18 protein-coding genes are annotated in these 25,602 nt (G+C 59.0%); 13 read left to right on the top strand and 5 right to left on the bottom strand.

Annotated features, from left to right (window positions below):
* Positions 1–32: 32 nt before the first annotated feature.
* The 4 genes from WFK85_RS07675 to WFK85_RS07660 all read right to left on the bottom strand — a co-directional run bounded on the left by WFK85_RS07675 (position 33) and on the right by WFK85_RS07660 (position 8,747).
* The gene (locus WFK85_RS07675; RefSeq protein WP_336707017.1) at positions 33–1,769 is read right to left on the bottom strand and encodes an ABC-F family ATP-binding cassette domain-containing protein; all 1,737 of its coding nucleotides are present in this window, start codon (positions 1,767–1,769) and stop codon (positions 33–35) included.
* A 488-nt stretch (positions 1,770–2,257) separates the two neighbouring features.
* Entirely contained in the window at positions 2,258–4,399 is a 2,142-nt protein-coding gene (locus WFK85_RS07670) for a virulence factor SrfC family protein (RefSeq protein ID WP_336707019.1), read from the bottom strand.
* The gene (locus WFK85_RS07665) at positions 4,396–7,368 is read right to left on the bottom strand and encodes a virulence factor SrfB (RefSeq protein WP_336707021.1); all 2,973 of its coding nucleotides are present in this window, start codon (positions 7,366–7,368) and stop codon (positions 4,396–4,398) included. Before WFK85_RS07665 ends, WFK85_RS07670 begins: the two co-directional genes overlap by 4 nt.
* 2 nt (positions 7,369–7,370) lie before the next feature.
* Positions 7,371–8,747: an SrfA family protein gene (locus tag WFK85_RS07660; protein WP_336707023.1), complete on the bottom strand. Its 1,377-nt coding sequence runs from the start codon at positions 8,745–8,747 to the stop codon at positions 7,371–7,373.
* 279 nt (positions 8,748–9,026) lie between these two features.
* On the opposite strand from WFK85_RS07660, the gene WFK85_RS07655 reads away from it, so the two are divergent.
* From WFK85_RS07655 to WFK85_RS07640, 4 genes are all read left to right on the top strand, one after another.
* A complete protein-coding gene (locus tag WFK85_RS07655) occupies positions 9,027–9,578 on the top strand; it encodes a flavodoxin family protein (RefSeq protein ID WP_008459077.1) in 552 nt (183 codons plus the stop codon).
* A gap of 147 nt (positions 9,579–9,725) precedes the next feature.
* Positions 9,726–10,184 (top strand): MarR family winged helix-turn-helix transcriptional regulator, encoded by a 459-nt coding sequence (locus WFK85_RS07650; RefSeq protein WP_166992629.1) that lies wholly within the window; start codon positions 9,726–9,728, stop codon positions 10,182–10,184.
* Positions 10,185–10,232: 48 nt separating this feature from the next.
* Complete coding sequence (locus WFK85_RS07645) at positions 10,233–11,294, top strand: HlyD family secretion protein (protein WP_336707024.1); 1,062 nt, start codon at positions 10,233–10,235, stop codon at positions 11,292–11,294.
* Positions 11,284–12,345 (top strand): DUF2955 domain-containing protein, encoded by a 1,062-nt coding sequence (locus WFK85_RS07640; protein WP_166992624.1) that lies wholly within the window; start codon positions 11,284–11,286, stop codon positions 12,343–12,345. Before WFK85_RS07645 ends, WFK85_RS07640 begins: the two co-directional genes overlap by 11 nt.
* 2 nt (positions 12,346–12,347) lie before the next feature.
* Here WFK85_RS07640 and WFK85_RS07635 read toward each other — a convergent pair whose 3' ends face one another.
* A complete protein-coding gene (locus WFK85_RS07635; RefSeq protein WP_039293892.1) occupies positions 12,348–12,866 on the bottom strand; it encodes an Lrp/AsnC family transcriptional regulator in 519 nt (172 codons plus the stop codon).
* 90 nt (positions 12,867–12,956) lie between these two features.
* On the opposite strand from WFK85_RS07635, the gene WFK85_RS07630 reads away from it, so the two are divergent.
* The 9 genes from WFK85_RS07630 to urtA all read left to right on the top strand — a co-directional run bounded on the left by WFK85_RS07630 (position 12,957) and on the right by urtA (position 25,575).
* Positions 12,957–14,156 (top strand): MFS transporter, encoded by a 1,200-nt coding sequence (locus WFK85_RS07630; RefSeq protein ID WP_336707029.1) that lies wholly within the window; start codon positions 12,957–12,959, stop codon positions 14,154–14,156.
* A gap of 89 nt (positions 14,157–14,245) precedes the next feature.
* On the top strand, positions 14,246–14,965 hold the full coding sequence (locus tag WFK85_RS07625) for a glutamine amidotransferase (RefSeq protein WP_336707031.1): 720 nt from the start codon (positions 14,246–14,248) through the stop codon (positions 14,963–14,965).
* Positions 14,966–15,100: 135 nt separating this feature from the next.
* Positions 15,101–16,699, top strand: a complete 1,599-nt coding sequence (locus WFK85_RS07620) for an ABC transporter substrate-binding protein (protein ID WP_336707033.1) — start codon at positions 15,101–15,103, stop codon at positions 16,697–16,699.
* A gap of 130 nt (positions 16,700–16,829) precedes the next feature.
* Positions 16,830–17,063, top strand: a complete 234-nt coding sequence (locus WFK85_RS07615) for a DUF2526 family protein (protein ID WP_336707035.1) — start codon at positions 16,830–16,832, stop codon at positions 17,061–17,063.
* Positions 17,064–17,075: 12 nt separating this feature from the next.
* On the top strand, positions 17,076–17,948 hold the full coding sequence (locus WFK85_RS07610) for an NAD(P)-binding domain-containing protein (RefSeq protein ID WP_166992611.1): 873 nt from the start codon (positions 17,076–17,078) through the stop codon (positions 17,946–17,948).
* A 209-nt stretch (positions 17,949–18,157) separates the two neighbouring features.
* Complete coding sequence (gene atzF, locus WFK85_RS07605) at positions 18,158–19,954, top strand: allophanate hydrolase (protein WP_336707037.1); 1,797 nt, start codon at positions 18,158–18,160, stop codon at positions 19,952–19,954.
* Between the two features lie 11 nt (positions 19,955–19,965).
* A complete protein-coding gene (gene uca, locus WFK85_RS07600) occupies positions 19,966–23,586 on the top strand; it encodes an urea carboxylase (protein WP_336707038.1) in 3,621 nt (1,206 codons plus the stop codon).
* Positions 23,587–23,590: 4 nt separating this feature from the next.
* On the top strand, positions 23,591–24,271 hold the full coding sequence (locus WFK85_RS07595) for a GntR family transcriptional regulator (RefSeq protein WP_008459051.1): 681 nt from the start codon (positions 23,591–23,593) through the stop codon (positions 24,269–24,271).
* A gap of 32 nt (positions 24,272–24,303) precedes the next feature.
* Positions 24,304–25,575: an urea ABC transporter substrate-binding protein gene (urtA, locus tag WFK85_RS07590; RefSeq protein WP_166992605.1), complete on the top strand. Its 1,272-nt coding sequence runs from the start codon at positions 24,304–24,306 to the stop codon at positions 25,573–25,575.
* The last annotated feature ends 27 nt before the right edge of the window (positions 25,576–25,602 follow it).

The raw sequence follows: 25,602 nt of genomic DNA, 5'->3' as shown, positions 1-25,602 counted from the left end.
CCTGAAAGCCATCCCGAAGGATGGCTTTGGCTTTAAATCGCTAACTTTTTATTTAACGCCTCAATTTCTTCCCGCCACTGTTTTTGCAGCGCCGGTTTCTGGTGCTTTTCCTTGCGCGTCACGTCCTCCGCCAGCTTTTCCTCCAGCTCGATAAGTCGTTCCAGCAGCGCATCGCTTTCTCTATAGTGCGGTGCTTGCTGGATGACTTGCTCTGGCTGGGATTTCACTTCGGTCAGCGGCAGCCCGCTTTCCTCTGCTGTCAGCAGGGCGTACAGCGCGTCCAGGTCGTGCCATTCGCTCAGCACGCCGTTGTTCACCAGCCAGAAGCGGTTGCAGCCTTTGGCTATCAGCTCGCGGTCGTGGGTCACTAACAGCACGCCACCTTCAAAGGTTTGCAGCGTTTCCGCCAGCGCCTCTTTGCCTTCCATGTCCAGGTGGTTGGTCGGTTCATCCAGCATCAGCAGGGAGTAGCGGGCCAGCGTCAGGCCAACGAACAGCAGGCGCGAACGCTCTCCGCCGCTCAGCGTACTGACGGCTTGCTGGTGTCGCAGCCACGGAAATCCGGCGCTGATTAACGCCATTTTCCTGTCCTGCTCGCTGAGCGGGGCAAACGGCTCCAGCGCCTCCAGCAGCGAATCACCGTCGTTAAGCTGGTGCAGCGTTTGGTCGTAATACCCCAGATGCACCCGAGGATGCAGGCGAATAGCGTCCTCACGCTCTGACTGCTGGTACTGCTGCCAAAGCAGGCGCAGCAGAGACGACTTGCCGCAGCCGTTCCGGCCTATCACCGCCACGCGGTCGCCGCTTTTCACTCGCTGCAACGGCAGAGTGAATAGAGGTTCACACTCCGGCGCAGGCCGAACGTTAAGCGCTTCCAGCTCCAGCAGCCTGTCGGCAATCAGCGCTTCACCTTTCAGCTTAAGCTGCCACTGGCTGCCCGCCGTGAGCTCAGTTTGCTCGTCCTTCAGCCGATCAATGCGCTTTTCCATCTGCTTGGCTTTTCGGGAAAGATCTTCGTTGTCGTAGACCCGGCCCCAAATTGCCAGCCGTTTGGCGCTGGCGGTAATGCGGTCGATTTCCTTTTGCTCCGCCTGATGGCGGTGGGCATCGGTTCTGTCCCGTTCCTCCAGCGCACTGCGCGCCTGAGAACACGGTAGCGCAAAGAAATGCAGTGAACGATCGCGCAAAATCCAACTGCCGTTGGTGACGTTATCCAGCAGGCTGCGGTCGTGCGAAACCAGCACGAAGCTGCCGCTCCAGCCGCGCAGGAACTGTTCCAGCCACAGCAGCGTGGGCAAGTCCAGGTGGTTACTGGGTTCATCCAGCAGCAGTAAATCTGGCTCACTAATTAGCGCTCGCGCCAGCAGCAGGCGAGTATGCTGCCCGCCGCTCAGCGTGCCGGAAGTCAGTCGCCAGTCCGTTTCGCTAAAGCCCATACTTGCCAGCAAAGCTTCTGCCCGCCAGCATTCGCTATCTCGCTGGTTTTCCTCAATTTGTGCCAGCACAGCATCGAGCATGGTCATCGTATTGAGGCTTTCCGGCAGATGCTGTTCAACCCTTGCCATCAGGCAGCTAGCCGCCTGAGTCACCGAGCCGCTGGTGGGCGAAAGAGTGCCGTCCAGCAGTTTCAGCAGGGTGCTTTTGCCACAGCCGTTATGACCGATCAGGCCAATACGGTCGCCTTTTTTCAGGGTAAAAGTGATGGACTCCAGCAGCGAACCGAAAGCGGTGTCGAGGTGCAGAGATTGGGCGGTTAATAAAGTGCTCATATGTGCTTACTCAAGAGTTATGGCGTGCAAACGCCTCGTCGTATAACGCTGACGATAACCCGGTAAGCCCGAGAGAAGGGATTCAGTAAGTTTCTTCGCTCAAGCCGAAGTTATCGCAGCACGGAACCGATAACGCTTGAGCAGAGACGATCGCCAAAAGTATGCGAACGGTTAAAGCGCTCACAAGACATCATGGGGATCCTCCTTATATATATTGAGTGAATGGGTGGGCGGATTGTAGCGGGAAAGTGAATGGGTTGCCACCTGCCAGAATTTGTTACGAATGCATTCGACGGCGGCGTCGCTGCTTACCCTCACCCTAACCCTCTCCCTGGAAGGGAGAGGGAATAGATGACCTACTGTTTTGACCTGTCGTTTCTCCCACGCCCCTTGGGGAGAGGGAATAGATTGCGTTCTGTTCTGACCTTTTATTTTCCCCCTATCCCCTTTGGGGAGAGGGCCGGGGTGAGGGGCTGACGCCCCCAAATTCATCCCAGCAGCTTCACCAGCGTCTGCCGCTGCTTCTCATTAATATCCAGCGGGTTTTGATAGCCGATATTCTCCGTGGCCCGGGTATATAGCGCGACCAGCCAGTCGTACACGTAGCTGGCGTTGCCGCGCGTTGGCTGCTCGCCCAGTTTTGTCAGTCGACGGCTGATATCCGCCTGGGCAGGGGGGGCAAACACGGCCTGACCTTTATTGACGCGGCTTGCCGGGCGATCGGTAACTGGCATGCTGGCGTAGCCCAGCCAGGCAATAAAATCACCCAGCACCGTGCTGGCACGGGAAATATCCAGCTCAAGCCCGGAGTCGCCGTTTTGCATGCTGCGTTCCAGCCTCATCGGCACATCCAGCCGGTAGCTGGCGACGATCAGCGTGTTGCACAGCGCCTGAAGCTGAACGCTGTCCAGGCCAAACTGGTGTGCGGCTTCCCGACGCTGGCCCAGCAGGCGCAGGTGGTTAACCCAAAGCTGATGCACGGCGCGGGCGTAGCTGATGCCTTCGGTCTGAGGGGCAACATGCTCGGCCGCGTCGGCAAACAAGTCTATCTCCAGCGCAAAGCCTTCCGGTTTAGGCTGATGCTGCTGTTGGTGCTGCAGCCAGACCTGCTGCAGAGCATCCCGGGATGGCACCAGGCTTGCCAGCAAATCACCGTGCTGGGTCGCCCGGGCCTGCAGAGCACGCACCAGATCTTCTGCCTGCTGGCGAGCCTGCTGTGGGGTGGCCTGCTGTGCGTCAATAAAGCGCTGGAACAGTTCGACGGTTTGCGTTTCCAGCTCACCGCGCAGGGCAGCGAGGCGCTGTTCACGGCGGGTGGGATTTAGCGCATCGGTCAGCCATTCCAGCAGGCGATGCATGTTTCTGCTGTCCAGCGCCTGCAGCGTGCCCCAGCGCTTGCCCGGGTTGCCAATCAGACGCTGAACGCCGTCGTCCAGGCTGGCACCGAGCGTAAACCGGGCGTCAAACGGCGTGATGGCCCAGACCAGGCCCGGCAGCGAGCTGTGCCCCGGGCTTTGGGTGCTGTCTACCCACCATGCCAGCGCTTTCCCCGTCGCCTGAACTTCACTGCGTTCGCTGACGGCGTTACACACCAGCAGCGTGTCCGGCTGAAGCCGGGTGGTGTACCAGCTAAGCTGATTCGCCGGGATATCCAGTAAATCCACGTTGCTCAGCGCAGTCGGCTGGCTGAGGGTGAAAATAACCTCGGCGCACAGCAGCGCCAGGTCGTTCTGCGGCAGGCTGAGGTGAGAACCAGGCTGATTTCCCAGCAGTGGGCAAACCATCACATCCGCCTGTTCCGGTGCGTCTTCCGGGCCGGAAGGAATGAGAAAACCTTCGGCAGGCAGCAGGAAACTGTCCACCACGAGGCTTGCCGGAGCCAGAACCTGTTCCACGCAGCTCAAATGCTGCAAGGCCTGCGCCAGCCGCAGCCAGGTTTCCGTCAGGGCGCTATCTTCGCCCCACAGCAGGGCGAACAGCAAGGCGCGATCTTCTGTCGAAAGGTAAGGTGCAAGCTCGGCCATGCGGTAAACCAGGCGCTCATCCAGGTGATGCTGACGGCGCTGGAGGCGGTGGTAGCCGTACAGCAGATCGGCCGTTTGCTCACGGGTTAATCCTGGTGCAGCGGCAGACAGACGGCGGGACTCCAGTTCGGTCAGCCGCAGGGCAACCGCGCTTGACGTTGCCAGACGGGGCGCGTCAGAGGCGTGATACCTGTTGATAAACTGCTGCGCCAGTTCGGCCTCGCTAAACAGCGTCAGCAGCAGCGGGTAATTCTCTACTTCAGGGGGCCGTTGGGCGCTGAAGCGCACCGCCATCGCCGCTGGCGTATGGCCTGGGTTGATGTGCGTCAGGTAGTCCAGTCGTTTATCACCGAGCTGAATATCAATGCGGCTATTCGGGCTGCCCTGCAGGGTATTCAGCAGATGATTTTTGCCGTCCAGGGCGTGGCCATAAATGCCTAGCGTCAGCGGAGCGTCCTCCAGCGCGCTGATGCGACGGTGGCGTTCGCTCAGCTGTTGGAGGCGCGCCAAAAGACTGTCCGCTTCATTGTCGAGCAGCGGGGAGAAAGTGCGGGTCATCTGAACCCAGTTCACCAGATGGCTGAGCGTGGTAGTTAGCTGCTTCATTTTTGGTATACGCTCCCGCTGTCTATCCAGTAATGCGTCGCCCCGCTGTAGCTGCCGGCGAGGGTATTCAGTTTAAAACTCAGTTGTTCGAGGGGGACTTTGCTGCCGTCCGACAGCCAGGCTTCGGCAAGGCTGAATGACTCGGCCTCGCGGGTCTGCTTCAGGCGCACGTTCAGCACGCCGTCTCCGGCAATTGATTTCGCCAGCTGCGGCGAGTTGATTGCCAGCGTGTAGAGCGGCGTGGCTGGCCAGCGGGCGTTATCCAACTGACGGAAGCCCAGGCAGGCGTTGCCGCGCAGCGGGAAGTGGACTCGGGTGTCCAGGTTCGCCTGCGGGCTGTCGAGATCGATATCCCGGTACCAGACGTTGTCTTCCAGCAGCCGGTCGTTGCCGTCCAGCATGCCCAGGTAGCGCACGGTGGAATAGGCCTGAATATCGGCGGCTTTAAAGTTAAAGCTCGGCAGACGCAGATCCATCGCCAGGCTGCACAGCATTGCGCCCACCGCGGCGGTAGATTTCGGGTTACCGATGCGCCCTTGCTGGCTGAACGGATACCACTCGTGGGTCTGGTAGTTATCGAGCCAGACAATGCGGTTAACCGGTACCGGCTGCAGGTGACGCAGAAGCGCCTGCACGCCAGGCAGACAGCCAGGGCGACCGGTGACTAACAGCACGTCGCAGCAATAATGGTTGATCACTTCGCACAGCGCCTGCAGCGGCGCGGTGAGGGTAAACTGGCCCGCCAGCAGCGCATCCTGCAGCGCGGCAATTTCCGCCTGCAGCGGCACGCTCATGATGTCAAACTGCGGCGCGTCGGCTGGCAGCTCGTGCTGCACGGCCTGCTGAACGTAGTTGATCACGTTGCGGGTTGGCTGCTGGGTCAGTAGCTCGCCGAAGGTTGCTTCCAGCACCGAATCCGGCTCTTCCGGGTCGCTCTCTTCCCAGAAAGAAAGCACTGCATGGCCGAGTGGAATAAACAGCTGGAGCGCAGTTTGCTGGCGTAGCGTGGCGCGGGTGTCCATGCGGCCGGATTCCCCAAACAGCGTGGTCATCAGGCCTGGTGCGTCAGCTACGCCCGCTTTGTGGGTGTGGGCCTGCAACGCAGGCAGGACGCAGCGCTGAATCACGTCCAGCAAAATATCGTCCCCGGCGACTTTAAAGCCTTCACGGAACAGCAGGCGCGGCGCGATTTTCACGTTGCTGCCCACGCCGTCGTCCAGCTGATACTGGGTGATCGCCATATCGGTTGTGCCGCCGCCGATGTCAATCGACGCCACGCGCAGGGTTTTGCCGACGGGTTCGTCCGGCGTCAGGGCGCGGTCAGGGCGGGCGAGGCTTTCAAAGAAGCGCCCGGTTTGCCCGGCGTAGTTCACCAGCGCCTCGTTATACAGCCAGACCAGCTGGCCGCAGGTGGCTTCGTCCCACTCCATCTGCACTTCCGGCACCGGTACGATACTTTTCTTTTTGTCTCGCTCGAGGGTGAAACCTTCGTCGGTCGGGTGCCAGTCCATCGCTTTCCACACCAGGCCGACCGCCTCCTGCATACGCTGGCGGAACAGCTCGCGTTCCGGTTTTGGCATAGCGGAAGGTAAAGTCAGAATCAGGTTGCGCAGCTGGCGAGGCGAGGTCGGGTGCCCCATGCTCTGGCGGGAGCCAATACTGTTGATTTGCATCAGCGCCTGGGAGAGCAGCTCGCACAGCATCAGGGTCATCAGCGAGCTGCGGCTGTACTGCGGTGAAAACACCGGCAGGCGTTCGTCCATCGGCAGGGCGTACAGCGGCTGGCCGTCGTCGTTCATCAGGTTCATCAGCGGGAAAGCGGTCGCCAGCGGCTCACGCTGGGTTTTCACGCCCATCTGGCTGAAGCGCCAGTCCTGGCTGGCTGGCGTGACGTCCCACAGATAGCGGCGCGGGCTGGAGATCCCGCTGGCGCCTTCGGTACCCAGGCGAGCGCAGGCCATACGGCGAGCTTCGTCGCCCACGCGGGCAATAGAAGGCCAGACAAAGGCGTCGTCGCGCCCGCTTTCAACGGAGAAATGCTGCTTGCCAAATTTTGCCTCGCTGAACTCCAGGCGGCTGGTAAACATTGCGTCGTTGATCAGCTGTGGTTCGCTCAGGGAGCGGATCTGCAGCTCGGCTGTCTGGCGCAGACCGTCGTTTTCTTCGCCGTGATCTTCGATCAGGACGCCGCAGGTGTGGGTGTTCCCCACATCCAGCACCAAATCTACGTCAATCGGCGGGGATTGCAGCGTGGCGGTGACGATCTTCACTTCCGGCACGGCGAGCTGGTTGCCGATAAGCTCCAGAATATTCAGATAGTGAGCCTGATATTCAAAGGCTTTCATAGCGGCGGCGAGCTCACGCTCGGTGCGATTTTCCACGCGGGTGGCAAACTGGGTGAAGGTTTCGCGCAGCCAGCCGTCCACCCAGGTCTGGTCGAGAAAATCTTTGATCTCGTGGTTGTGCCAGGCCAGCGCAAAACGGGCACCGTTGCGGACGTCGTTTTCCGTCGGTGCCAGATGCGCGGCGGGGTGATCGTCCGCGTAAATTTTGCTGTCCAGCGCGAGGCTGATACGCACCGTATTCCCGGCGGAATCGGGCGTCTCCAGAACACGCACCTGCACGCGGGCCCAGTTATCCGGTCCACCCACAAAGGTACGCGGCGGGTTAAAGCGCAGGAACGGCAGCGGCAGCCAGGTTTTGTCCATCACCCGCAGGGAGTGGCCAAGCGTAATGGTGCTTTCGGGTTTCACCACTTCTGGCGCGGTGCCGTTTTCGCCCGGTAGGGTAAATTTCCCGGGCACAACATCGTAATCAAGGCGTAGCAGCGGGCCGTTGGCCGTCTGACGCACAAAGCGCCCGGCGTGGGCGGCGTTAGTCTGCGGCGCAAGGCCAAAGTCCAGGAACTGAATGCCGGTGTCTTTGATGAGCGTGACGCTCGGCTTGTAGTGAAAAAGGGTCGCCAGCATGATCAGTTACTCACTTTTCGGAAGGTGATCGGTATGACTTTGTCGCCTTGATAGCGGCCGGTGCAAACGGCGGCGCCGTTGCTGCCGGTTTTACAGGTCACTTCCGGCATCGGGTAGCGGCTGCCGTCACCGCAGCGCGCGCTACCGCGGGTTTTAATCATCAGCGCGCCATTTTGATGCAGGCCGGAAAACACCTCGGCTTTACAGACAATGTTATCGCCGAACACCAGGCGCACCGTGCCTTTGTTGTTGGCTATCTGGTAGCGCAGGCTTGGCGCTTTACCGGTGATCGGGTCACTGAAATCGATCTGTGCTCGCCAGGTGCCGTTGAGGAATTTAGTGGAGCCAATTTTCACGGCCTCTGTCGGTAGAATTAACGCATTTTTCGGCACGTCTGCGGCAACGGTAATTGGTTCAGGATTTTCTTCCGGCGCGGCAACCGGCGCTGGCTCAGGCTTAGGCGGCACCACAACTTCGGCTGGCGTCAGCGGCAGGGTAGTTTTGGCCACATCGACGGCCTGTATTGGCGCTGGCGCAATAGGTTTAGGCGGGACTTCGGCCTGGGCGGTTGCCACCGGCGCGGTCTGGCTCCCGCTAAGCAGCAGATAACCCACCGGGGCCGCAATGGCGACGGCGATCACGGCGGCGACCGGCAGCAGCCAGCGGCGGCGCGGTTTCGCGGCTACGGCGACAGGTTCCGGGCTCGGGGCCGGTTTTTCTTCTTCGACTGCGGCTTTTTTCACTGCGGTGAGGCTATAAACCGGAGAATCATCATCCACCTGAACCGCCATCGGGGCTTCAAGCAGCGGCTTTTCTGGCTCGCTAATTTCTACCGGCAGTGGCTCTGGCTCCGGCATCGTTTCTTCAGGGATAAACGCAATTTCAGGCTCGCGCGATTCCACCACCCGCAGGCATTCCAGCACATCGTCCCGGGCGCCCTGGTTAAGATTCACGAACCCCCAGAAGGTGATCACCGGCTTGCCGTTCACCAGGTAGACGTGCTGGCTGCCGGGGAACTGCAGAGCTTTTTCCAGCAGTGCGCCAAAGAGGCGAATCGAGGTTTTCTCCGCCTGCTGGCAGCGCGCGCTGAGCGAGGCGACGTTGGATAAGCAATTATCCAGATAGCGAAGGGCGGTGCGGCGTTCTTCGTCGCTGGCGGCGGCCCAGCTGGTGACGCTGCCTTCCTGAGGCGCATACCAGTCGACGCGGTCGCCTTCGTCGTTGGGCTGGGGAATGGCCAGCGCGTCGGCGACGGCCTGCTGTTTACGAAGGCGTAATGTTTCGCGTATTTGAAACGCGGAATCAAACACTGCCTGACCGTTTTCGCCCAGCGCGAGAAAGTCATCCAGGCATCCGCTGCGCAATAATGTTTTTGCCACGTCATCAATCCTGCTGTTAACGGCTCACCCGAGAGCCATCTTCACGCTTTACAGTTTAACGAAGCGGCCCTAAGTCAAACGGCAGAAGAGACGGCAAAATGGGTAAATTATCTGGCTATTAGACAAAATGGGGCGGTGTGAAGCCGGCGATACTTACCCGGAAGTAAGTCACTTACTGGCAGGTAACTTCTTGACCAGAAAGAAAAAGACAGACACGATGAACCCCAATTTTGCGGCCTTCTGGCCGGGGCTTTCCCTCTAACCATGTCGAGAAAAATTATGGCTAAAATCGTTGTTATTTACTTTTCCGGATACGGTCACACCAAACGTGTGGCAGAGCATGTTGCACAAGGGGCAAACGCCGACCTCGTCGCCGTGGACAGCAATGGCGATATTCAGGAAGCAGACTGGCAAAAACTGAACGATGCCAAAGGGATCATCTTTGGGGCGCCGACCTACATGGGCAACGTGCCGTGGCAGTTCAAAAAGTTTGCCGATGCTTCCTCCAAAGTGTGGTTCACCCGTGGCTGGCAGGACAAAGTGTTCGGCGGTTTCACCAATAGCGCCAGCCTGAACGGCGACAAGCAGGTGAGCCTGCAGTGGATGCAAACGCTGGCCTCTCAGCACGGCGGCATTTGGGTGAGCCTGGGCCAGTTGCCTTCGAATACCCTGGCGGCAACCCGCGAAGACGCGAACAACCTGGGCGGCTCGGTCGGGCTGCTGGTGCAGTCTCCGTCTGACGCAGGCGCCGAACAAATTGCCCAGGGCGACCTGGACACCGCCGTCAAATACGGCGCACGCGTGGCGGATATTGCTGCCCGCCTGAGCTAAAAAATCCTTTCTTTTCTAAAGCGCCTGCGGGCGCTTTTGTCTTTGCCACCTCCTCAATAATTACCCCTGGTTATTGTCAGTTGTATTCACCAAATAAATACTTATCATGATAATTATCATGGTGACTATTTACATGGGGATTACCCGATGCATGACGATAAATACGACATTGTCGATTTTCCCGATCGCCCGCTGGGGATGCGCCTGGCGATGCTGGTGCGCCTGTGGCGTGGCATCGTGGATGACGCCGTGGCGTTTACCGGCCTGACCCAAAGCAGCTGGACGACGCTGATGCAGCTCAGCGTGGCGGGGGAAAAAATCACCGTCACGGATCTGGCCCGGGCGCAGGGCATCGATCTGCCGCCCCTGACGCGCACGCTGGCACAGCTGGAAAAAGAGGGCTATGTCACCCGCACGCCGGACGAAAAAGACAGACGGGTGAAATTTATCTCGCTGACGCCCGCGGGCCAGAAAGCGATTAAGGCGGTAAGTGAAACGGTGGAGCGCTGCCAGGCGCAGGTCGCGCAGGGCATTCCGGCTCAGCAAATAGAACAGTTCAGCCAGACGGTAAACCTGCTGGCCGCCAACATGATCAAAATTCGATAGTTCTTTCACGCCTGGTTTCCCGGCGTGTTTCTCATTTAGCGAGTAGTTATGACCCCTGAACAACGATTTACCCGCTGGGTAAAAGTCACGCTGGCGCTGTTTGCCGCGATGTTTTGCTATTTTCTGGCCGCCGACATCTGGGTGCCGCAAACCCCGGACTCCACCGTGATGCGCGTGGTGACCCCGGTTTCATCACGCGTATCGGGCTACGTGACGCATATCTACGTCAGCAACAACAGCGTGGTGAAGAAAGGGGATGTGCTGTTCGACATCGACAATAAGCCTTACCAGAATCAGCTCGAACGCGCGGAAATTGCTTATCAGCAGGCGATTCTCGACAACCAGCAAATTGACGCCCAAATCAGTGCCGCGCGGGCAAAAATTAGAGCCGCCCAGCTGGATGCCGACAACGCCGGGCGCAGCTATCACCGGTTTAACGGACTTAGCAGCGGTAACCTGATTTCTAAACAGGATCTGGACGGGGCTTTTACGCGCTGGCAAAGCGCGGTGCAAAACGTCAACAACCTCCAGGCCGCGCTGGCACAGCTGGTGATTTCGCGCGGGGAACGCGGGGATCAAAACGTCACGCTGCAAAAATACCGTAACCTGCTGAACGACGCCCGGCTCAATCTGGATTACACCCGCGTGGTTGCCAGCAGCGACGGCATTATCAGCAATTTACAGCTGAAAGAGGGCTGGTATGCCGGGGCGGGATCCCCCGCGCTGGCGCTGGTTAACGACAAGCTCGATATCGTGGCCGACTTCCGTGAGAAAAGCCTGAGTAAAACCCGCCCAGAAACAACGGCGGATATAGTATTCGACGGGCTGCCGGGGCAGGTTTTCAAAGCCAGGGTCACCAGCAAAGATGCGGGCGTTTTGCCGGGGCAACAGGCTATCAACGGGCAGCTTTCCGCGCCGGAAACGTCAAACCGCTGGGTGAGGGACGCGCAGCGCATGCGTATTCATTTGCTGCTTGAAGACGGGAAAACGCCAGATCTGCCGGCTGGCGCACGGGCCACGGTGCAGCTTTACAATTCGCCTTCCGCTTTCGCGTCGTTTATCGGCGGGATGCAAATCAGGCTGGTGAGCTACCTGCATTATGTTTATTAAATTTATTCTTGGCCCGCTGAAACGCAATGCACCGACGCCGTTCAGCGGCAATGATTTCCGCCATATGCTGCGCATCGTCATGGCGGGTTGCGTGGGGATGTTTGTCTACAGCTGGGTTAACACGCAGTACGGGGTGTTCTACGTGGTTTACCCCATCATGCTCACCGGGCTGGTGCCCATTTTTAACGGCCATATTGCCCGGCAGATGATCGCTAACGCGCTGCTGAACTGTGTGGAAATGACGCTGCTGTTTGCGGTGCTGGCGAATTACCCGCTGCCAATGACGCTGATTGTGTTCCTGATGTACATGACGCGCTTCTACCTGATGAGCCGGGGGCCGCTCTTTCTGTTTGGCTCGATGGGCGTGGTCTGTTTAAGCGTGATGGCTAATTTCCTGAGCTACCCGACCACCGACATGAGCGACCTGATGTTTTCTAACATCATTGGCAGCCTTTTGGCGGTGGGGCTGTCGGCGCTTAGCTGTTATTTGCTGCCGGACGTAGAGCCGCGCAAGCCGCCGCCTGCGATTCAAAAGGACGGGCCACGGGTGATGCATGAAACACTGCTCGCCTCGTTAACGGCGACTCTCTTATTCACCGTGTTCCAGGTCTACACGCTGAATGACTCCCTGGCCGCGCTGATGGCGGGCATTTTTGCCCTGTTCCCCATGCATTTTCGCGGGGCGATCCTTTCGTCCTGGTGGCGCATTGTTGGGGTGATTGCCGGGTGTCTTTACGCGATTCTGGTGCAGCTGGTGATCTATGATTTCAGCCGTCACCTGATCCTGCTGATGCCGCTGATTAGCCTCGGCCTGCTGCTGGCCGCGCGAATTCACGTGTTTGAGAAGGTCGGGCCGGGCGTGGGCTTTTCTATTCTGACCACGCTGGCGCTGATGTTCGGGCAATACATGCACCCTAATCAGGATATCGTTTTTAGCGCGCTGTACCGTATTTCATCGGTGTCGGTGGCGATTGTCGGCACCCTGGCCGTGACCTTTATTATCCATAAGATACTGAATAACTTTGCCTCAACGCGCTATATCGTGAAATGACGTTAGTCCTGTTCCGGCCAGTCGCGGGTAATGCCCGGCTGGACAGGGCGCTCAAGATAGGTGGACAACACGATATACGTCCTGGTCGCCACCACGCCGTTGATCTCATACAGATGCGCCAGCAGGGCCTCAAGCGCCCTTGAATCCTCGGTGCGGACCTTCAACAGCATGGACGTGTCCCCGGCGACGGAATGGATCTCTTCCACTTCCGGGTAGGCGGAAATTCGCAGCAGATCCGGCGTTTTTCCCCAGCCTTTGGTATCAATGTGCACGAAGGCCAGCAGGGATTTGCTGATGGCCTTTGGGTCGAGCAAGGCCGCCGTCTGCTGGATCACCCCGGAGCGCTTCAGGCGTTTGACTCTTTCGTGTACCGCTGGGGCGGAAAGCGCGACCTTTTCGCCGAGTTCGGCGTAGCTGATGGTCGCATCCTCCACCAGCGCGCCTAATATTCTTCGGTCGGCGGCATCGAGAGTTCGCTCTGCCGCACCGTTCTGCTTAATACTGTCTGTTTCTTTTTTCATATTGCCCCTGACTAATGACGCTGAATTTCATTCGGATAAAATTGGTTTTTATCGAATGTAAGTCAAGTTTAATCCTTGTCAGGAAGAAAAATGAAAAACAGCCAGTGTCTGGAACTTCATCCAGAGCCGTCTCTGTCTCCCGCCAAAGCCGTGTATGTGCTGACCGGCTGCGTCGGCGTTATCGGTGCTAACTCAATGGTGCTGGGGCCTATTGCGCCGGCAGTGGCATCGTCTATAGGCGCGGGAGTGCCGACGGTGATGATGGCCGCGGCGGCTTTTGGCCTGGGCACGGCGGCGAGCGCACTTTTTCTGGCTCGTTTGATCGACTTAGTCGGCTCGGCGCGGATGCTCAAATTCACCATGCTGCTGCTGGGCGCGGCGCTGCTGCTTTGCGCGGCTTCGCCTTCCGTGGCGGTATTTATTGCTGCTCAGCTGATTGCCGGGATGGCTTCCGGTATCGCGCTGCCCGCGATTTACGCCAGCGCGGCCGCCATTGCGGAGCCGGGGCGTGAAAGCCGGACCATCGGCAAGGTGCTGACCGGCTGGACGCTGAGCATGATCGCCGGCGTGTCGTTTTCCGTGGTGCTGACCGAGTTGTTCAGCTGGCGCGCGGTGTATGTGTCCGTGAGCTGTCTGGCGGCCCTGGCGCTGATCGCGCTCGTCAGGTTGAACATGCAGGATCGCCCGGCGGCGGGGATTGCGCCTTCACCGCTGTCTGCCCTGGGGCTGCCAGGCATCAAGTCGTTGCTGGTGGTGTGCGGGGCGTTTATGACGGCGTTTTACGGGATTTATGCTTATTTGGGCGACCATCTTCATCAGGATCTCGGCCTGCCGGTGACGGCCAACGGCGGGGTGGCGATTGCCTATGGGGCGGGATTCGGCTGTGCCGCTTTGCTCAGCGGGATGGTGGATCGGTTTGGCCCTAAACACCTGATGCCGCTGGTGCTTTTGGTGGCAGCCTTTGTTTACCTGGGCCTGGCGATGCTCGGTGGTTCGCTGGTGGGGGTTATCTGCCTGCTGTTTGTGCTTGGCCTGGTGAACCACCTGGGGGTGAACTTACTGATTCAGCGCCTGACGGCCATCGACCCGGCCAGGCGCGGCACATTGATGGGATTGAACAGCGCCGTGACTTACCTGGCTGTGTTTGCCGGCAGCAGTAGCTACGGGCCGCTTTATACCGAGCACGGCTTTACTACGATTTCGCTGCTTTCCCTGGCGCTGATGGTCATTGCGGTGCTGACCTGCCTGTGGCGTGATTTTGCCGGGCAGGGCGTGAAGGTTGTGGGCTAAAGCTTCTACGTTATCGCTTTTTTATCTGAGACAAGCCGGGTTGCCTGTGCTAATTCTGAAGCCATTATATGGCTGCAGAGGTCCGAAATATGAGTCAAAGATTGCCGGTTTTGTTGGTGCAAATGGGGCGGCCCCCCGAGGAAATTCAGCAAGCCGTAGGGGATCAGCCGGCCTGGTTTGCGCAGGCGCTAAAGCACCCGGATGTCGAACTTAACATCGTCAGGCCGTTTCTGGGCGAGCCTTTGCCCGCGCCAAAAAGCTTTCAGGCGGCGGTGATTTCGGGTTCATGGTCGATGGTGACGGAGCATGAAGCGTGGAGCGAGCGCACGGCGGAATGGGTTAAAACCGTTGTTGCCGCCGGTACGCCGCTATTTGGCGTCTGCTACGGGCATCAATTGATGGCTTACGCGCTCGGCGGGAACGTGGATTATCACCCGCAGGGCAGTGAGGTCGGGCAACTGCCGGTGGCACTGACAGAGGCAGGGCGAGACGATCCGGCGCTGAGTCATCTGCCTGAGTCGTTCCCGGTCTTTTTAAGCCATGCGCAGAGCGTCCTGGCGCTGCCGCCCGGGGCCGTTTGTCTTGCGTCATCGGCCCACGATCCTCACCAAATCATCCGCTACACGCCCAATGCGCTGTCGGTGCAGTTTCACCCGGAATTCACCGCCACGGTGATGAACAAAATTCTCGCCAGCCGCAGCGAGCAGGCATCGTTACGGCAAGAAAATAAACAGACATTGTCGAACGATGTCAGCGCTACGCCCGGGGCAAGAGCAATTTTGCAGCGTTTTGTTTTGCCTTCGGTCTGAACGCCCGCCTTAACCGCCACAATTGTATAGAAAGGAAGGGTTTGTCATTTGCTTGTCGCTAAGGGCTGTGCTGTTATTACTGTGAGAAATAATAAATAGCTCAACCATTTGGCAAGCAAATAAAAGGCAAACACTATGTCTAAAGGGAAAACACTGCTCGGCCTGCTGCTGAGTGCGCTCCTCCCGGCAGGAAGCGCGATGGCGGCAGCCAACAGCACGCTGGTTTACTGCTCCGAAGCCTCTCCTGAATCCTTTAACCCACAAATTGCCAGCTCTGGCCCAAGCTTTGTTGCCAGCTCGCAAACCCTCTACAACCGCCTGATTGATTTCAGCCTGACCGACAACACGCCGGTGCCGTCGCTGGCGACGGAATGGAAAATCAGTCCCGACGGTAAAACCTATACCTTCACCCTGCGCAAGGGCGTGAAGTTCAACAGCAACAAATTCTTTAAGCCAACGCGTGACTTCAACGCCGACGACGTGGTGTTCTCGGTCATGCGCCAGAAAGACGCCAATAACCCGTATCACAAGGTGTCGCAGGCGAACTACGAATACTTCAACGACGTCGGCCTCGACAAGCTCATCGTGGACGTTAAAAAGCTGGATGACTATCACGTCCAGTTTACCCTGAGCGAGCCGAATGCGGCGTTTCTCGCCGACTGGGGCATGGACTTTGCCTCTATTTTGTCTGCGGAGTACGCGGATGCGATGCTGAAAGCCGGTATGCCGGAGCGGGTGGACAACAACCCGATCGGCACCGGGCCTTACGCGCTGCAGGACTACAAAGTGGATTCCGTGATTCGCTACGTCGCCAACCCGAATTACTGGAAAGGCGAAGTCCCGACCAAACACCTGATCTTCTCCATCACCCCGAACGTACAAACCCGGCTGGCGAAGCTGCAGAAAAATGAATGCCAGATTATCCCTGCACCAAGCCCGGTACAGTTCGACGCCATTAAAGCGGACAAAAACCTGGCGCTGCACAGCATTGATGGCCTGAACGTCGGTTACCTGGCGTTCAACACCAGCAAGAAGCCGTTCGATAACGCGCTGGTGCGCCAGGCGCTGAACTATGCGGTGGACAAAAAAGCCATCGTCAACGCCATCTTTATGGGATCCGGCTCGGTAGCTAAATCGCCGATCCCGCCAACCATGCTGGGCTACGACAAGGATCTGAAAGACTACGGGTACGACCCAGAAAAAGCCAAAGCCTTGCTGAAGCAGGCCGGGATGGAGAAGGGCTTTGATACCGATCTGTGGTCTATGCCGGTGCAGCGGCCGTACAACCCGAACTCGCGGCGCATTGCGGAGATGATCCAGAGTGACTGGGCGAAAGTGGGCGTGAAAGCCAAAATAGTCACCTTCGAATGGGGCGAATACCTGTCCGGGATGCGGAAAGGGGAACACTCCTCGGCGCTGTTTGGCTGGATGTCCGACAACGGCGACCCGGATAACTTTGCCGATACCCTGCTGGGCTGCGGCAGCGTTGCCAGCGGCTCGAACGTCGCCCGCTGGTGTGACAAAAGCTACGATTCACTGGTACAGAAAGCGAAGCTGACCAGCGACCCGGCCGCCCGCGCGAAGCTCTACGTCCAGGCGCAGGAAATTTACTATCAGCAGGCGCCGTGGATCGCGCTGGCGAACGGTAAAACCTTCTATGCGACCCGCAGCAACGTGAGCGGTTATACCGTTAGCCTCGCCGGGAGTGATTTCTCCAAAGCGAAGCTGGATTAAATTTTATTAACCCTCACCCCGGCCCTCTCCCAGGAAGGGAGAGGGGGAATGCGGACGTCGGTGTTTTTATCCCCTCTCCCCGCTAGGGAGAGGGTTAGGGTGAGGGGCAACACATGATAAGGAACATGCCATGACCCATCTCGCAGACGTTATCAGCCGCGTAGACGACGCCATTGCCGAAGACATCATCATTCCGATGAACGAACTACTGATTGAACTCAGCGACGACGCAGCGCTCACGCGGGAAGACCGCTACGCCCAGCAGCAGCGGCTGCGTATCGCCATTGCCCACAAAGGCAATCACCACACAGAAGAAGCCGAAGAACGCCGCGAGCAGTTGACCCGCAGCGGCACCATTCTCTAGCCGGGAGTTATTATGCGTATTGGATTTATCGGGCTGGGCGGTATGGGCCAGCCAATGGCCGAAAACCTACTGAAAGCCGGGCATCAGGTTGCCGTCTGGAACCGCTCTCAGGCACCGACTGAAGCCTTAAAAGCGAAAGGGGCGACCATACACGCCACGCCAGCCGCTTTCACCGACAGCGAAGTGTTGATCACTATGCTGGCCGACGACGACACCAGCCGCCGCGTGGTAATTGAGCAGGGCGCGCTGGAAGCACTGCCGCAGGGCACAATCTGGATCAACATGGCCACGGTTTCCGTCGCGTTTACCAATGAGATGGCGGAAAAAGCCAGCGCAACCGGGCATCGGTATATTGCCGCGCCGGTACTGGGGCGTGTGGACGTTGCCGCCGCAGGCAATCTCAATATTCTTACCGCCGGGCCAGCGGCGCTGCTGGACAGCGTGCAGCCGATCTTCGATGTGCTGGGGCAAAAAACCTGGCGCTTTGGCGACAGGCCAGAGCAGGCTGCGGCGGTGAAGCTGGCGGCTAACTTTATGCTCGCCAGCGCCATCGAAGCGATGGGGGAATCTTCTGCGTTGGTGGGGGCCTATGATGTGGCCGCCGGGGATTTCCTCGGTATGCTGACCAGCACGCTGTTTGCCGCGCCAGCGTATAAAAACTATGGCGCGATGATCGCCGAATCACGCTACAGCCCGGCCGGGTTTACCATGAAGCTGGGGCTGAAAGACGTGCGCCTGGCGCAGCAGGCGGCGGAAAATAAAAATGTGCCAATGGGTTTTGCGGGCGTGTTGCGGGACAACTACCTCGATGCGCTGGCCCACGGCGATGAACATCTTGACTGGGCGGCATTAGCCACCGTTTCCGCGCGCCGCAGCGGGAAATAACCTTATCTGGCGGCGAGGATATTACTTTCGTCGCCAGATATATCCCTCTAAATATTCACCCGCACTAAAATAACGCCCCGTCGCGGTGCTTTAAATATAATAAAATCTTATTTATTAATATGAAGTCATTGATAATAAACAAGTAATATAATCTGGCATCGTAATTGCTTTATCTATTCCATCTTGTATACCAGGTGGGATGCCAGCTTATGTCAGTCGCTTTATTGTCGCAGTGGGTAGCCGATTACCAGCCTCAGCCGGAAAGGTTGTCAGACGCTTATCAGCAATTAATGGCCAATGTTTCACGCCAGGATAATGCGTGGATTTATATCGCCAGCGAACAGCAAATTAATGAGCAAATAAAGGCTTTATTGCAGGTCATTAAGGCCGGAGACAAAACACCGGCGGATTTCCCCTTATTTGGCGTGCCGTTTGCGGTCAAAGACAATATAGACGTGGCCGGGATGCCAACCAGCGCCGCCTGCCCGGTGTTTACTTATCATCCCTCTGAAGATGCCACGGTGATTGCACGCCTTCGCGCCGCCGGAGCCATTGTGGTGGGCAAAACTAACCTCGATCAGTTTGCGACCGGCCTGGTCGGCACCCGCTCGCCGTATGGCGCGGTGGTGAACAGCTTCAACCCGGACTACGTCAGCGGGGGCTCGAGTTCAGGCTCCGCATCGGTGGTGGCGCGCGGTTTGGTTGGCTTCTCACTGGGAACGGACACCGCAGGCTCCGGGCGCGTACCCGCCGGGTTCAATAACATCGTTGGCTTAAAACCGACCAAAGGCTGGCTATCGACGACGGGCGTAGTTCCGGCCTGCCGCCTCAACGACTGCGTTTCTGTCTTCGCCCACTCGGCGGCGGATGCGGCCCTCGTCGCCAACGTTGCAGGTGGGTACGATCCGCTCGATCCCTACTCCCGAAGCAACCCTCACACCGCCCCGGCTCGCTTTAGCCCGCGCTTGCGCTTTGCCATTCCAGACCGCCTGACCTTCTTCGGCGACAAACTCAGCGAAGAGGCCTTTCAGCTGGCGCTGGACAGGTTAATGGCAATGGGTGCGGAGCTGGTGGCGATAGATTTCAGCGATTTCACCCGGCTGGCCGAGCAGCTGTATAACGGCGCGTGGGTGGCCGAGCGAACCGTTGCGGTGAGAGAGACCCTCGAAAAGCATCCTGACGCCATGGATCCTACCGTACGCGGGATCGTCGCCAGCGGGCTGAGCTTCACGGCCTGCGATGCCTGGCAGGCGGAATATACCCGCGCCGAGCTTGCCCGCCGTATTCAACGGCAGCTTGCCGCATTTGATGCCCTTGTGGTGCCGACGTCGCCGACGATTCACACGCTGGCTGAAATGCGCGACGAGCCGGTGGCCTATAACTCGCAGTTTGGCACCTACACCAACTTCACCAACCTGGCTGACCTGAGCGCGCTGGCGCTTCCGGCGGATTTCCGGGCCGATGGTCTGCCAGCAGGAATAACGCTGATCGCACCCGCCTGGCATGATGCCGCGCTCAGCCATTTTGGTGCGCAGTGGCAGGCGCGACTTGATCTGCCCGCCGGAGCAACGTCCCAGAAAGTGCCCGATCAACAGACTATGGCACCTGCCAGCAGCTTCGTGCGCGTCGCTGTTGTGGGGGCTCATCTGCGTGGGATGCCGCTTAACCACCAGCTAACCGACCGTAACGCTGTCTTCGTAGAAGCAACCCACACTGCAGAAACCTATCGCCTTTACGCCCTGGCGAATACTAAGCCGCCGAAGCCGGGCCTGGTGCGCGCCGCCGAAGGGCAGCCAATCGCCGTTGAGCTGTGGGATATCCCGCTCGCGCGCTTTGGCGAATTTGTTGCCGAAATTCCCGCCCCGTTGGGGATCGGCACGTTGACCCTGCAGGACGGGCGCAGGGTGAAGGGCTTCATTTGTGAACCGTGCGCGACAGAAGGCGCTACGGACATTACCCCATGGGGCGGCTGGAAAGCCTGGCTTGCTCGTCAACCTGGCGCTTGAGGAGAAGGATTATGTTTAGCAAGGTTTTGATTGCCAACCGCGGTGAAATTGCCTGCCGCGCCATTCGCACGCTGAAGAAAATGCACATCACCAGCGTGGCCGTTTATTCCGATGCGGATGCCAGCGCGCAGCACGTGATTGATGCCGATGAGGCGATAGCGCTCGGCGGAGATAAAGCCAGCGACACTTATCTGAATATCGAAAAAATACTGGCGGCGGCAAAAGAGAGCGGCGCGGAGGCGATTTTCCCCGGTTACGGATTCCTTTCCGAACGCGCGGAATTTGCCGAGGCTTGTGAAGCGGCAGGCGTTGTTTTTATCGGGCCAACGGCGCAGCAAATCAGCGATTTTGGCCTGAAACACCGCGCCCGCGAGCTGGCCTCCGGCGTAGATGTGCCGATGACACCGGGCACCGCGCTGCTGACATCCCTTGCTGAGGCGCAGCTGGCGGCAGCGGAAATCGGCTATCCGGTGATGCTCAAAACCACGGCGGGCGGGGGCGGGATCGGCCTGACCCGCTGCGACAGCGAACCGGCGCTGCTTGAGGCCTGGGAAAGCGTGAAGCGTATGGGCGCGCAGTTTTTCAGCGACGACGGCGTGTTTATCGAACGTTTTATTGATAAAGCGCGGCACCTGGAAGTGCAGATCTTTGGCGATGGCAGAGGCAAGGTGGTTGCCTTGGGGGAGCGTGATTGCTCGCTGCAGCGCCGCAACCAAAAAGTGGTCGAGGAAACGCCCGCTCCAAATCTGCCGCAGAGCACGCGTGAAGCGCTGCACCGTGCCGCCGTGGCGCTGGGTGAATCCGTTGATTACCGCAGTGCGGGAACCGTGGAGTTTATCTACGACGCCGCGCGGGATGCATTTTACTTCCTGGAGGTGAACACGCGCCTGCAGGTTGAACACCCGGTAACCGAATGCGTCACGGGGCTGGATCTGATCGAATGCATGGTGCGGGTGGCGGCAGGCGCGTCGCCGGACTGGCAAAAAATGGCCGAAGCGCCTCAGGGGGCGGCGATTGAAGTCCGCATTTATGCCGAGGACGCGCTGAAAAACTTCCAGCCTTCGCCGGGCGTATTAACCGATGTTTATTTCCCCGAGGGCGTGCGGGTTGACGGCTGGGTCAGCACCGGCAGCGAAGTCAGTGCGTTCTACGATCCGATGATCGCCAAGATCATCGTTCACGGCGATGACCGCCTGCAGGCGTTAAGTAAACTGAACGAGGCGCTGGCCGCTACCCGCCTGCACGGGATCGCCACCAATCTGGATTATCTGCGCCAGATCGTCCGCCTGCCGGAGTTCAAAGCTGGCGTAATGTGGACGCGGCTGCTGGATAGCGTGAGCTATCAGGCGCAGGCCGTGGAAGTGCTTGAACCGGGCACCTGGAGCAGCATTCAGGACAGCCCTGGCCGCCTCGGATATTGGGATATCGGCGTGCCGCCGTCCGGGCCGATGGATGATTTTGCCTTCCGTCTGGCGAACCGTATTGTCGGCAACCATCCGTCGGCCGCCGGGCTGGAATTTACCCTGCAGGGGCCGACGCTGCGCTTCCACAGCGAGGCCATCATCGCGCTGACCGGGGCTCCTTGTCCGGCCACGCTGGATGATCAGCCGGTGACTTTCTGGCAGCCCACAGTAGTTAAAGCCGGGCAGATCCTGACGCTGGGCAAGGCGACCAGCGGGTGTCGTACCTATCTGGCGGTGCGTAACGGCTTTGATGTGCCGGTGTATCTCGGCAGTCGTTCCACTTTTGCCCTTGGTCAGTTTGGCGGCCACGCCGGGCGCACGCTGCGGGTGGCCGATGTGCTGGCTATTTCTCAGCCTTGCCTGCCGGCCTGCACGACGCCGGCGCCGATTAGCCTGCCGCAGGCCCCGGAACCGGCGCTGATCCCGCACTATGGCGAGCTGTGGGAGATAGGCGTGCTGTACGGGCCGCACGGCGCACCAGACTTCTTCACGCCGGAGTCGATGGACACCTTTTTCAACGCCGAGTGGCAGGTTCACTACAACTCTAACCGCCTCGGTGTGCGCCTTGTCGGGCCGAAGCCGGAGTGGACCAGGGCCGACGGCGGCGAAGCGGGGCTGCATCCTTCCAACGTGCACGACTGCGAATATGCTATCGGTGCGGTGAACTTTACCGGTGACTTCCCGGTGATCCTGACGCGCGATGGCCCAAGCCTCGGGGGATTTGTCTGCCCGGTGACGATTGCCAAAGCCGAACTGTGGAAAGTCGGGCAGGTGAAGCCGGGCGACCGGATTCGCTTTCACGCCATCAGCTTTGAGCACGCGCAGTCGCTGGAGATTGCCCAGCAGGTGGCGGTGACCAATCTGTGTGCCGGCACAAGCCTGCCGGATCTGCATCCTTCTATTGCGCCAGGCGCGACGACCAGTGCGGCGATTCTGGCGGAAATCCCCGCTCAGGCTGAGCTTCCGGCTGTGGTTTACCGTCAGGCAGGCGACAACTATGTGCTGATTGAATACGGCGATAATGTGCTCGACCTGGCGCTGCGGCTGCGCATTTATCTGCTGATGAAGGCGATTACCCAGGCGGCGCAGGCTGGCATTGAGGAGCTTTCCCCCGGCGTGCGTTCGCTGCAGATCCGCTATGACAGCCAGCGTATTTCCCAGAGCCAGCTGCTCACGCTGCTGCTGGGCATTGAGCAACAGCTGGGCGATGTGACCCAGCTGAAAATTCCTTCACGCATCGTGCATTTACCGCTGGCCTTCGAAGACAGCGCCACGCTGGCGGCGGTGGAGCGTTATCAGCAAACGGTGCGGGAAGACGCGCCGTGGCTGCCGAACAACGTGGACTTTATTCAGCGCACCAACGGGCTGCAAAGCCGCGACGAGGTGAAGCAGATCCTGTTTGACGCCAGCTATCTGGTGCTCGGCCTGGGAGACGTGTATCTCGGCGCACCTTGCGCCGTGCCGCTCGACCCGCGTCACCGGCTGTTGAGTTCGAAGTACAACCCGGCGCGGACGTGGACGGCAGAAGGCACGGTAGGGATCGGCGGGATGTATATGTGCATCTACGGCATGGATTCGCCGGGGGGCTATCAGCTGGTGGGCCGCACGCTGCCCATCTGGAACAAATTTCTCAAAAGCGACCAGTTTGGCGACGAGCCGTGGCTGCTCAAGTTCTTCGATCAGGTGCGTTTCTACCCGGTAAGCGAGGAAGCGTTAACTGCGTTCCGCACGGCGTTCCGGGAAGGGCGTGCGCAGATTGAGATCGAAGAAGTTGAGTTCGATTTTGCCGAATATAGCCGTTTTCTTGCGGACAACGCCGACGATATTGCCAATTTCCGCAGCCGTCAGCAGGCGGCTTTCCTGAGCGAAGTGGCGCACTGGAAAGAGCAGGAAAGCGCGGCGGTGGAGAGCGCGCTGATGGCGGCGGATCTGCCGGAGGAAGAGCAGGCCGGGCAGCTCGTCAGCGCCGACCTGAACGGCAATATCTGGAAGATTCTGGTTGAGCCGGGGCAAAGCGTGAAGCAGGGCGAGCCGCTGCTCGTCGTTGAGGCGATGAAGATGGAGCTGCTGGTTAGCGCCCCGTGCGACGGCAAGGTGGTGCGGATCCAGTGCCAGCAGGGCCGACCAGTGGGGCCAGGGGATGCGCTGCTGTGGCTGGAGGCGGTGTAGCACTATGCCAAAGCGACCAGAAGCCGTAGCCGAGCGCATCTACCAGCAGCTCAAAAAGGAAATTTTCGACTTCCTGCTGCTGCCGGGGGACCGCTTTAGCGAAAACGAAATTGCGGAGCGCATGAGCGCCAGCCGCACGCCGGTTCGCCAGGCGCTTTATGCCCTGCAGCAGGAAGGCTATGTCGATGTACAGCCCCGCAGCGGCTGGCAGATCCGCGCCGTGGATTTCGATCATCTCGAAGCGCTTTACGATCTGCGTATCGTTCTGGAGCTGGAGGCGGTGAAGCGCCTTTGCCTGCGGGCAGACTCCGTTTTCCCGCTGTCGCTGCAGGCGCTGAAACAGTTCTGGCTGGATGAACCACCGCTGGCTGAGGGAATGAACGTCGCGCCGCACGACGAGGCTTTTCATATGACGCTGGTCTCTGCGGCGGGCAACCCTGAAATGGCGAGGGTTCACCGGGAGATCACCGAAAAAATTCGCATTGTGCGCAGGTTGGACTTTACTCGTCAGCCGCGCGTCAGCGCGACGTATGCCGAGCATGGGCAGATCCTGCTCGCCGTCCGGGACCGTAACCTTGAGGAGGCCCAAACCCGACTACACGACCATATCGCCGCCAGTCAGAAAGAGGTTCGTCAGATAACGCTTCATATGCTGCACCAGGCCCGGCAATTCAAGCTGAGCTAATCACTTATTGTTTCTTTAGGGGAGTCAGACTTATGCAACGTCGTACCTTTGTTAAAGCTTTCGCGCTTTCCGCTTCGTTTGTCAGCTTCGGGTTGGCCTTCGCCGCCCAGGCGGCGGACACCATCAAAGTCGGGATCATGCACTCGCTGTCGGGCACCATGGCTATCTCAGAAACGCCGCTGAAAGACGTGGCGTTAATGACCATCGACGACATTAATGCGAAGGGCGGCGTGCTGGGGAAAAAGCTTGAGCCGGTGGTGGTTGATCCGGCGTCTAACTGGCCGCTGTTCGCTGAAAAAGCCCGCCAGTTGCTGAGCCAGGACAAAGTGGCCGTGGTTTTTGGCTGCTGGACGTCCGTGTCGCGTAAATCCGTGCTGCCGGTCTTTGAGGAGTTGAACGGCCTGCTGTTCTACCCTGTGCAGTACGAAGGGGAAGAGATGTCGCCGAACGTGTTTTATACCGGGGCGGCACCTAACCAGCAGGCGATCCCGGCGGTGGAATACCTGATGAGCGAAGACGGCGGGGCGGCTAAACGCTTCTTCCTGCTGGGCACGGACTACGTTTATCCGCGCACTACCAACAAGATCCTGCGCGCCTTCCTGCACTCTAAGGGCGTCCAGGACAAAGATATCGAAGAGGTCTACACGCCGTTTGGCCATAGCGACTACCAGACCATCGTGGCCAATATCAAAAAATTCTCCGCTGGCGGTAAAACGGCGGTGATCTCCACCATCAACGGCGACTCCAACGTACCGTTCTACAAAGAGCTGGCGAACCAGGGCCTGAAGGCGACCGACGTGCCGGTGGTGGCCTTCTCCGTGGGTGAGGAAGAGCTGCGCGGCATCGACACTAAACCGCTGGTGGGTAACCTCGCGGCCTGGAACTACTTCGAGTCCGTCGATAACCCGACCAACAAACAGTTTGTCAGCGAGTGGAAGGCCTACGCCAAAGCCCACAACCTGCCGAACGCCAATACCGTGGTCACTAACGATCCGATGGAAGCGACTTACGTCGGCATTCATATGTGGGCGCAGGCCGTAGAGAAAGCGGGGACGACTGACGTGGATAAAGTCCGCGCGGCGATGGCCGGACAGACCTTTAAAGCGCCGTCCGGTTTTACCCTGACGATGGACGCCACCAACCACCATCTGCACAAGCCGGTGATGATCGGCGAAATCGAAAGCAACGGCCAGTTCAACGTGGTGTGGCAGACGGATAAGCCGGTGCGCGCCCAGCCGTGGAGCCCGTTTATTCCCGGGAATGATAAGAAATCGGATCTGCCTGTGAAGACTGCCAGCAACTGATGTTCGACCTTCGGCGCATTAACCCTC

Origin of the sequence: Cedecea sp. VD22, assembly GCF_037150195.1 — a bacterium.
Classification (GTDB): Bacteria; Pseudomonadota; Gammaproteobacteria; order Enterobacterales; family Enterobacteriaceae; genus Cedecea.
The sequence above is the reverse complement of the archived record's forward strand: the minus strand, read 5'-3'. Positions and strand labels throughout refer to the sequence as shown.